The organism is Brachybacterium sp. GCM10030267, from assembly GCF_042666875.1.
Taxonomy (GTDB): Bacteria; Actinomycetota; Actinomycetes; order Actinomycetales; family Dermabacteraceae; genus Brachybacterium.
In genome coordinates this window covers 467,707-475,153 of the sequence record NZ_JBHTCX010000002.1, presented here as the reverse complement: position 1 = coordinate 475,153, position 7,447 = coordinate 467,707, and the positions used below count along the sequence as shown (strand labels likewise).

Sequence of the window (7,447 nt, the reverse complement as noted above, 5' to 3'; positions counted from 1 at the left end):
TCCGCGCTGCTGCAAGCCGGCGATCACACCCAACTGATCCCGCCCCAGATCCCCGAGGACGCCGCCACGATCATCGAGCAGATCACCGGGCAACCGGGACACTAAGCAAATGCATCAACTCAGGTGAACAGATCTTCGCAGCTCGGCGAAATCCTGACCGAAGCGCTGGAGGGCTCTGGGAATTCCCGGGCGGAAAGATCTCTCCTGGAGAGAGTCCGACCGATGCCTTGCGTCGAGAACTCCATGAGGAGCTGGCCATCACCGTCAGCGTCGGCGAACTCGCAGGCCGGGCAACCACGCAGGTCGGCCATGCAATGATCGATCTGGCGTGCTACTGGGCCTCGCTGGACGGCCCTGAACCGGCGACCAGCACCGATCACGATGCCATGGGGTGGTTCGCGATCCCGGACTTGCTGGGACTGACGTGGTCCCCAGCAGACGTTCCGGTGCTGCGAGTCATTGAGGAACGGTTCGATCGCCCGCTGTGAGTCCCGGGAAGCCGATGTCGATTCGCGGCGCGGCTGCTGAAGGAGCTCTTACGAACTCCTCGTAGTGCACGGCAAGCAGGTCCCTGTCTGGGCGATCGGAACGCCGCTTCGGCACCTTCCGGAGCTCCTCACCGTGAAGACGTTTGAGGCCGTACTCCAAGATGGGGCCATCAACCTCGTCCAAAATATCCTCGCGGACCTCGATTTTCAGGTCCGGGGTGACGGCCAGGATGCCCGCGTCATACGCAGCATGGTGAATCTTGCAGAGAGCCAGGCCGTTCCTCACCGCTGCGATGCCCCGCTCATCTCGGTCCGGGACGATATGGGCTGCGTCCGACAGGGCGCTGTGCCGCAGATTACACATAGCACAGCGGGTCTCATACGCCTGCATGACAAGCCCGCGGAAAACCGGCTGGTGGATTCGTCGCTTAGTCTTCGACTCTGCGTATTCACGGAAGGCTTCCTCGCCCCCAAGACCGCTCGACTCGAAATTCTGGAGTCCGTCGGTCGCCACGACAAACTGGTGCAGTTCCGGCTCCTCAGCGACCAAGTACACCGGGAAGATCGGCTTGTACAGTCCAGGCGCAATGCCCCAGAACCAAATCAGGGGCAAGCCGCGCGCCATCGCCTCACGCAGCCCCCGGTTATGCGCATGGTTTGGATCGGTCTTGTGCCACTTGTAACGAAGGAGTCCGTCAGGGCCCGGGGCGTCATCATAAGGACGTTCTTTGCCTTCGGCGCGATATGTCGTGGTTATCGACAAAGCAGTCTCGAGCACGGCCGGCTTGCAGATCCCAGCCTGCCTGTCTTTGAGCGCGCGCCGCTCGCCACGGAAGTAGAAGTCCTGCAAGAGATCTTCATACCCGATCGGGTTCAATCCGTCCTGGGTCCGCACTTCGAGCCAAGTCATGGCCGCATTGCGGAGCTCGAGATCCTCCTGGCGGGTCAGCATGTCCGCATCATGGCACACATATCAGGCCACGACGCCCACGTACTCGTCCAAAATCCCCGACACCACCACCCCGTCGGCCTCCGGGAACTCCAGCCCCAGCAGGTGCGCGAACGTCGCGGCTTCGTCGGTCACGCTGCAGCGGGCGAACTTGGTCCCCTCCGCGATGCCCGGCCCGGCCATGGCGAACACGGCCTGGATGTCCTGCTCGGGCAGGTGGCCGTGCTGGCTGATGAGGAACGCGTAGTCCTCGTCGAAGCGGTTGTACAGCGCACGCCCTTCCCACACGTTCTGGAAGTTGGTACCGCTGGTGCCCTCGAGCACCCCGGCGAAGGGCCCGGAGTAGCCGTAGTCCTCGCCCATCTCGGCCAGCGGGTGGAAGTGGGCGATGGGCATCTCGGGGTCCTGGACCCAGTCCTCGACCAGGGCGAGCACGTGCTCGCGGGTGTCGGCGTCGGCCTCGGGGTTCAGGTGCAGTTGGCCGGTCAGCCCGCAGCCGTGCACCCAGGCGTCCCACTCGGCGACCTCGCCGTCGGCATCGAGGCGGATCAGCCCTTCCTCGACCAGCACCCGGTTGGCGCGGAAGCAGCGCCCCACCTCGACGTGCCCGTGGTCGGAGACGATCGCGACGTTGGTCACCTCGGCCACGCCGGCCTCCTCCAGCGCATCGAGGATCTCGCCGATCCACCCGTCGACCCGCTCGAACGCCTCGCGCACCTCCGGCGTGTAGCGCCCGGTGCTGTGGCGGGCGCCGTCGACGTCGACGATATGGGCGAACAGCACGTCGGGCCCCTCGGTGCGGATGATGTCGGCCGTCACGGAGGTGACGAAGCGGCCGAAGCGGTGCTTGGAGTCCCAGCGGATATCGCCGGCGTGGGCATCCACGTACTCCCGGCCCCGCTCGCTGGCGGCCTCCCGCACGAGCGCCTTCGTCTGCTCGAGGCCGGCGACGTCCCAGATCTCCGGCACAGCGATGTCGATCGACGGGGACCAGCCGGTGACCGGCCAGCCCACGCTCGCGCTGGTCAGCCCCGCGCCCTTCGCGAGGTCGAAGATCGTGGGGCAGGCGATGTCGCGGGCGTCCCAGAACCAGTCCGGCCGGCGCACCCCGGGCTGGACCTGATCGGCGCCGCCATGCTCAGCGAGGCGAGCATCGATGCCGGTCAGAGTCAGGGTCGGGAGCGGGAGCGGGAGGCGGATCCTGTCGTCGCTCGCGCCGTCGCCCGGATGGCGGCCGCGCCGTGCCGCTCCTGGACGCTCACGGACCTGGCGGCCTCGGCCCACGTCGGCACGACGGCGCTGGTGGACCGGTTCCGCCGCGCCACCGGCCACTCCCCCATGCAGTACCTGCGCCGGCTGCGCATGGGATGGGCGATGAGCGAGCTCGCCGGCTCCGACGCACCGATCTCTGCCATCGCCCACGACGCCGGATACGGATCGGCGGAGGCCTTCGTCCGCGCCTTCCGCGCCCACACCGGGACCACTCCGGGACGCTGGCGTCAGACCTCCCGCGGGCGCACCTTGATCGAGGCGAACCCGATCGCGGCGACGGCGGAGACGATGGCTCCGAGCGCCATGGCCGCTGCCGGGCCCTGATGATCCACCAGCACCCCGCCGACGGCGGACCCGGCCATGATCGCCACCTGGAACGCGGTGACCTGCAGCGAGATCGCTGATTCGACGCGGCGGGGCTCGACCGCGGAGACCCACAGCTGCGTGGTCACCGGCACCATGTTGAAGCCCAGGCCCCAGGCGATCACGACGACGACCAGCACACCCGTCTGCTCCGTCGTGGCCATCCCGAACAGCGCGACGGCGAGGATCGCCGGGCCCGCCGTGGCGGCCCAGCGCATCCAGCGCGAGAGGTATCCGCCGGCGAGGTTGCCGAGCACTCCGCCGAGGCCCCAGATCAGCAGCAGCGCGGCGACCGCCGAGGCATCGACCGCCTCGATCGCGACCCGGATGTAGGGGTAGGCGGTGAAGTTGGCGAAGGCGGCGACCGCGATCACCGCGACGCCCACCACCAGGCGGCGGTTGCCGAGCGCCTTCCGCATCATGGCCAGGCCCGCACCGGGCTGTGCGGGCACGGCCGGCAGCAGCCGCCACAGCACGGCGGCCGACACCAGCGTGAGGGCGCTCATCACGAGGAACACCGCACGCCAGCCGATGATGTCACCGAGCACCGAGGCGACCGGGATGCCGATGATGGTCGCGGTGCTCGTGCCGAGGGCCACCGTGGTCGAGACCAGGGCGGCGCGACCGGTCACCTGGACGCCCACGGACAGGGCGAAGGACCAGAACCCGGCGATCGCCACCCCCAGCAGGACGCGGGCGATGAGCACCACCGCGAGCGTCGGGGCGAGGGCCACCACGAGGTTGGAGAGGATCGCCAGGCCCAGCAGGGACAGCAGCACGGTGCGCCGGTCGGTGCGCGGCAGGATCGAGGCGATGGTCGGCGCGGTCAGCGCTCCGGCCAGGGCCGTCGCCGCCACGGTGAGCCCGGCGCGGCCCTCGGTCACGGAGAGGTCCGCGGCCATGCCGGGGAGGACGCCCGCCGGGATGAACTCGGCGCCGACCAGAGCGGCCGTGCCGGCCGAGAGCGCGAGAGCCGTCACCACGGGGTGATGGGCGCGGGCGGGGCCTCCGCTGCGGTCGCTGGGGTCCGTGGTCGCGGGGCCACGCCGGGACGTGGTCTCGGGTGAGGAGGAAGTCATGACTCCAGCATCGGTCACCGGGAGGGGTTCCGGCTGATCCGACCACCGGAGCGATTGATCACGCGACCGGAGGAACCAGCCGCCGCCGTGCCAGCTCCCCCGGGTCCGCTAGCTCCCGGCGATCAGCGCGACCGTGATCGCGAAGACCACGCCCGCGCCGACGATCGCCCCGAGGGACCCGATGAGCACGCCCGGCCAGGAGGTGCGCCGCAGCAGCAGGACGCTCAGTCCTCCGCCGAGCAGCAGCAGTCCGCCCAGGGTCGGCGCGCCCAGCAGCAGACCCACGAAGACCACCGTGTCCCGCGGGGTGAGGGCACACCCGAAACCGATGCCCTCACAGCGCCCGTCGGGATTCTCGTCCGGAGCGATCGCGAGACCCAGCGCGTACAGGACGAGCAGCAGCACCGCCCAGGCCAGCAACGTCAGCAGCACGGAGAGACCGCGCCGTCGAGACGACTGCTCCGAGGGCGGCGAGGACGGGTGCGGGGCCGGTTCCATGGACGGTCAATCTACGGCAGCGCGCGTGCTCGGTGCCGCTGCCCGCGGGCATGTGCACCCACGAATGCACTGAGCCGCGACACCGTCTGTCAACGATGTCGCGGCTCAGGGAAACGGGCGGTAGCGGCGGGATTCGAACCCGCGGTACGTTTCCGTACACATCATTTCGAGTGATGCACCTTCGGCCGCTCGGACACGCTACCGCCGGACAGCTTAACCATCGCGCCATCTGCCGTTCAAACCCGGCCGCCCCCGACGCGAGTCAGGTCACGTGCCCGCTCCGTCGCACTGCCGGGCCACCATGACGTTCCCGGTGGCGTGCAGAAGCGTCGCGTGGGCAGTGGAGCCGAACGGCCCCCGGCTCACCCCGCGGTGGCCCATCACCAGGATGCGCGCCCCGGCGGCCGCGGTCAGCAGCGCATCGGGCACCGAGCGGCCCTCGAGCAGTCCGGCGTCCACGGTGATCCCGTCGTGCCGGCCGCGCGCCCGCTGCACCGCCGCCTCGAGCAGCCCGTCGGCATCGGCCGCCGCTCCCCCGGCGCGCACATGGACGATGCGCAGCGCCGTGCCCCAGGCGGCGGCCAGGTCGGAGGCCGCGTCCACGGCCTCCTGGCCCGCCTCGGACCCGTCGACCGCGGCGAGCACGGGACCGGCCCGGTGCTGGTCGGAGCGGATGATCGCGACCGGACAGCCGGCGTCGTGGAGGATGCCGCGGCTGACGGAGCCCAGCAGGGTGCTCATCACGGCGCCGAGACCCCGGGTGCCGACGACGAGCAGATCGGCGGTCACCGAGACCTCGCCGAGCACGTCGCGGGGATTGCCGGGCAGCAGCTCGGTGGTCACGGCGATCTCGCGGGTCACGTCACTGACCGCGTCCACGGCGTCATCCAGCACGCGCAGCGCCTGGTTGCGGGGGCCGGCGGGGTCCATCACCGGGACCCCGGCCATGCCGTGGCCCAGCATCGGCAGCGTCCAGGCGTGGACCAGTCGCAGCGGTCTGCGCGTGTCCCGGGCGAGCTCGGCGGCCCAGCGCACGGCACCCGCCGACGCCGTCGTGTCGTCGTAGCCGACCACGATGCTTGCGGTGAAATCCATGGTCCACACCTCCCCGTGCGGCCCTGCCTCGTGCCCCCAGGATACCGTTCACCGCGCCGCCGCCCACGATGCAGATCCAGGACACCTGCCGCGACTACGTTCAGCGAGCATGAACTCCTCCTCGCATGCCCCCTCCGCTCCGTCCGCTCCGTCCACTCCGTCCGTACCGTCGCGTCGCACGCTGCTCACAGCGGCCGGCGCCGTCGCCGTCCTCGCCCCGCTGTCCTTCACCGGGCGTGCGGCCGCGGACCCGGGCGCCTCCGGCGACACCGAGACCCGCACCCTGACCGGCCGTTTCGAGATCGGCGCCCCGGATTTCGCGGAGATTCCCGTCGAGGTCCCGCGCGGGGTCTCCCGCCTGCACGTGGCCTACTCCTACTCGAGCCCCGAGGTGCCCGACGGGACGCCGGGCAATGCGCTGGACATCGGCATCTTCGATCAGAACGGGACGAAGCTGGGCGGACGCGGGTTCCGTGGCTGGTCCGGCGGGTTCCGCACCGAGTTCTTCCTCAGCCGCGCCGAGGCGACGCCCGGCTACCTCGCCGGGGACATCGAGGAGGGCACCTGGAACGTGCTGCTCGCGCCGTACCAGGTGGCGCCCCAGGGCATGGACTACGAGGTGGTCGTCACCCTCACCTACGGCGACGCCGAGGAGGCCATCGAGCCGCAGTACCCGCCGCTGCAGGCCCCGGGCCGCGGGCGCGACTGGTACCGCGGCGACGCCCACCTGCACACCGTCCACTCCGACGGGAAGTACACGCCCGAGCAGGTCGCGACCGCGGCCCGCGAGGCGGGACTGGACTTCATCGTCTCCACCGACCACAACACCACCAGCTCCCACGGGGTGTGGGGCCCGCTGGCCGGTGATGACCTGCTGATCCTCACCGGTGAGGAGGTCACCACGCGCCACGGGCACTGGCTCGCCCTGGGGATGCCCGCCGGGGAGCTCGTCGAATGGCGTTACCGCAACCGGGACGACGAGTTCGACCGCTGCCGCAAGCAGGTCCAGAAGACCGACGCCCTCGCCGTCTCGGCGCACCTGTACTGCCCGTGGATCGGGTGCGAGTGGAAGTTCGGCCTCGAGGATCTCGACGCCACCGAGGTGTGGACCGGCCCCTGGGGCTGGGACGACGAGACCGCCGTGTCGACCTGGGCGAACCTGCTCGCCGAGTCCGCGCGCGGCAAGGGCGGCAAGCGTGGCGGGACGGGGTCGTGGTTGCCGGCGATGGGCAACAGCGACGCTCACAGCCCCGGCGACTCGGTCGGTTCGCCCCACAACGTGGTGCTGGCCGACGGTCTCTCCCGCGACGCGCTGCTGGCCGGCATCCGTGCCGGCCGCTCCTGGCTGGCCGAGTCGGCGGACATCGACCTGTCCCTCGTCGCCTCGGCCGGCGGGGCCGAGGCAGGCATCGGCGACCGGCTCGACGTGGACCGCGACGAGACGATCACCGTGACGCTGGAGGTCTCCGGCGTGCCCGACGGGACGGTGCGCCTGCTGACGGATCAGGGACAGCTGCTGCAGACGGTGCTGGCCGGGGACGGGCGCGGCACGATCACCTGGACCACGGCCGCCGGATCAGCGCCTTCGTGCGTGCCGAGGTGCGCCATCCGCTCGAGGACGGCTCCGCCGGTGGCACCACGATGGGGCCGACGGCGGGCTTCGGGGCGATGGCAGCGCTGACGAACCCGATCTGGCTCGGAGC

Annotated in this window: 8 protein-coding genes and 1 tRNA gene; 3 read left to right on the top strand and 6 right to left on the bottom strand. The window is 70.5% G+C overall.

The genetic code is table 11. The features are described 5' to 3' along the window. The first annotated feature begins 113 nt into the window (after window positions 1–113). The gene (locus tag ACFQS2_RS02500; protein ID WP_377792629.1) at window positions 114–488 is read left to right on the top strand and encodes a (deoxy)nucleoside triphosphate pyrophosphohydrolase; all 375 of its coding nucleotides are present in this window, start codon (window positions 114–116) and stop codon (window positions 486–488) included. On the opposite strand, the gene ACFQS2_RS02495 is transcribed toward ACFQS2_RS02500, so the two are convergent. Then, window positions 457–1,440, bottom strand: a complete 984-nt coding sequence (locus ACFQS2_RS02495; RefSeq protein ID WP_377792618.1) for an HNH endonuclease — start codon at window positions 1,438–1,440, stop codon at window positions 457–459. The two genes, ACFQS2_RS02500 and ACFQS2_RS02495, sit on opposite strands and share 32 nt — an antisense overlap. A gap of 21 nt (window positions 1,441–1,461) precedes the next feature. Beyond that, a complete protein-coding gene (locus ACFQS2_RS02490) occupies window positions 1,462–2,544 on the bottom strand; it encodes an alkaline phosphatase family protein (RefSeq protein ID WP_377792617.1) in 1,083 nt (360 codons plus the stop codon). 27 nt (window positions 2,545–2,571) lie between these two features. On the opposite strand from ACFQS2_RS02490, the gene ACFQS2_RS02485 reads away from it, so the two are divergent. After that, a complete protein-coding gene (locus ACFQS2_RS02485; RefSeq protein ID WP_377792616.1) occupies window positions 2,572–3,033 on the top strand; it encodes a helix-turn-helix transcriptional regulator in 462 nt (153 codons plus the stop codon). Here ACFQS2_RS02485 and ACFQS2_RS02480 read toward each other — a convergent pair. The 4 genes from ACFQS2_RS02480 to ACFQS2_RS02465 all read right to left on the bottom strand — a co-directional run bounded on the left by ACFQS2_RS02480 (window position 2,937) and on the right by ACFQS2_RS02465 (window position 5,744). After that, the gene (locus tag ACFQS2_RS02480) at window positions 2,937–4,151 is read right to left on the bottom strand and encodes an MFS transporter (RefSeq protein ID WP_377792615.1); all 1,215 of its coding nucleotides are present in this window, start codon (window positions 4,149–4,151) and stop codon (window positions 2,937–2,939) included. The two genes, ACFQS2_RS02485 and ACFQS2_RS02480, sit on opposite strands and share 97 nt — an antisense overlap. A gap of 108 nt (window positions 4,152–4,259) precedes the next feature. Further along, window positions 4,260–4,649: a hypothetical protein gene (locus ACFQS2_RS02475; protein ID WP_377792614.1), complete on the bottom strand. Its 390-nt coding sequence runs from the start codon at window positions 4,647–4,649 to the stop codon at window positions 4,260–4,262. A gap of 118 nt (window positions 4,650–4,767) precedes the next feature. Continuing rightward, a tRNA-Ser gene (locus tag ACFQS2_RS02470) sits at window positions 4,768–4,852 on the bottom strand. A 64-nt stretch (window positions 4,853–4,916) separates the two neighbouring features. Then, the gene (locus tag ACFQS2_RS02465) at window positions 4,917–5,744 is read right to left on the bottom strand and encodes a universal stress protein (RefSeq protein ID WP_377792613.1); all 828 of its coding nucleotides are present in this window, start codon (window positions 5,742–5,744) and stop codon (window positions 4,917–4,919) included. Window positions 5,745–5,853: 109 nt separating this feature from the next. On the opposite strand from ACFQS2_RS02465, the gene ACFQS2_RS02460 reads away from it, so the two are divergent. Then, a complete protein-coding gene (locus tag ACFQS2_RS02460) occupies window positions 5,854–7,425 on the top strand; it encodes a CehA/McbA family metallohydrolase (protein ID WP_377792612.1) in 1,572 nt (523 codons plus the stop codon). Window positions 7,426–7,447: the final 22 nt, after the last annotated feature.